This window comes from Streptomyces sp. SPB074 (assembly GCF_000154905.1).
Classification (GTDB): Bacteria; Actinomycetota; Actinomycetes; order Streptomycetales; family Streptomycetaceae; genus Streptomyces.
This window is the reverse complement of record NZ_GG770539.1, coordinates 1,643,969-1,645,601: the sequence shown is the minus strand read 5'-3', so window position 1 is coordinate 1,645,601 and position 1,633 is coordinate 1,643,969. Positions and strand designations below refer to the sequence as shown.

The 1,633-nt window shown below is 76.7% G+C and carries 1 protein-coding gene; it reads left to right on the top strand.

Annotated elements, in window-relative coordinates; translation table 11 throughout:
• A partial coding sequence (locus SSBG_RS06510; protein WP_008745416.1) for an HD domain-containing protein occupies window positions 1–1,522 on the top strand: 1,522 nt, incomplete at its 5' end.
• Between the last annotated feature and the right edge of the window lie 111 nt (window positions 1,523–1,633).

Genomic DNA, 1,633 nt, shown 5'->3' with positions numbered 1-1,633 from the left:
CCTCGCCCGGACGGCGCGTCCCGAGCGCGACGCCGTCCTGCCCCTGCGCGCCGCGGCGGCTGCCGCGCAGGCCGCCCTCCCGCTGTCGCCCCATGCCGTACGCCGCCTCGCGACCGCCTGCCCGCCGCTCCCGACGCCCTGGCCGGCCGAGGCCCGCGAGGAGCTGGTCACCCTGCTCGGCGCGGGCCGCCCCACCGTGGACGTCTGGGAGGCGCTGGAGGCGGGCGGTCTCGTCACGCGACTGCTGCCCGACTGGGAACGTGTACGGTGCCGCCCCCAGCGCAACGCCGTCCACACCTGGACCGTCGACCGCCACCTTGTCGAAACGGCGGTGCGGGCCGCCGCGCTGACCCGTCGTGTCTCCCGCCCGGACCTGCTGCTCGTCGCGGCGCTGCTGCACGACCTCGGCAAGGGGTGGCCGGGGGATCACTCCGTGGCGGGCGAGATCATCGTGCGCGACGTCGCGGCGCGCATCGGCTTCGACGCGGCGGACGTCGCGACGCTAGCGACCGTGGTGCGCCACCACCTGCTGCTGGTCGAAACCGCGACGCGTCGCGATCTGGACGACCCCGCGACGGTGCGCGGCGTGGCCGACGCCGTGCGCGACGTCGCGACGCTGGAACTGCTGCACGCCCTCACGGAGGCCGACGCTCTCGCGACGGGCCCCGCCGCGTGGTCCACGTGGCGCGCCTCGCTCGTCGCCGACCTCGCCGCCCGGGTCGCCGGGGCCCTCTCCGGCGCCGAGCCCCCCGCACCGGAGGCCGCGGCGCTCACCGCCGAGCAGGAGCGGCTCGCCGTCGAGGCGTACCGCACGGCCGAACCCGTCCTGAACCTCCGCACCCGAAACGAGGAGGAACCGGGCGACACGGCGGACGATGCGCAGGCCCCGGTCGGCGTCGAACTCCTCGTCGCCGTACCCGACCAACCCGGCGTCCTCCCCGCCGTCGCCGGCGTGCTGGCGATGCACCGGCTCACCGTCCGCACCGCCGAGTTCCGCACCACGGAGATCCCCGGGGAACTGCGCACGGCGCGCGACGTCGCGGCCGACACCTCGCGCGACGTCGCGCCGGGCGGGGAGGGCGCGGGCGGCGCGACAGCCGTGCTCGTCCTGGACTGGCGCGTGTCCGCCGCGTACGGCTCACTGCCGCAGGCGTCACGGCTGCGCGCCGATCTCGTCCGCGCCCTCGACGGCAGCCTCGACATCCGGGGCCGCCTCGCGGAACGCGACGCGGCGTACCCGCGGCGCAAAGGGCTCTCCGTTCCACCGGCCCGGGTACGCGTTGCCCCTGCGGCCTCCCGCAGCGCGACGGTCATCGAGGTCCGCGCCCAGGACGCTCCCGGTTTGCTGCACCGCCTCGGCCTCGCACTGGACAACGCCGGAGTACGGGTACGCAGCGCCCACGCCAGCACCCTCGGCGCCAACGCCGTGGACGCCTTCTACGTCACCGGCGCCGACGGCGACCCCCTCGCCCCCGACGTCGCGTCGGCACTCGCGGCCGAACTGGAACGGACGCTGGGCTGAGCCCTTGACGACGTCGCGACGCTCTGCGGCCGCGACGTCGCGTGGGAAGGTGGCGACGTCGCGTGCCGAGGGTGACGTCGCGGCCGGAGGACCGTGCCTGGACGCCGCGTG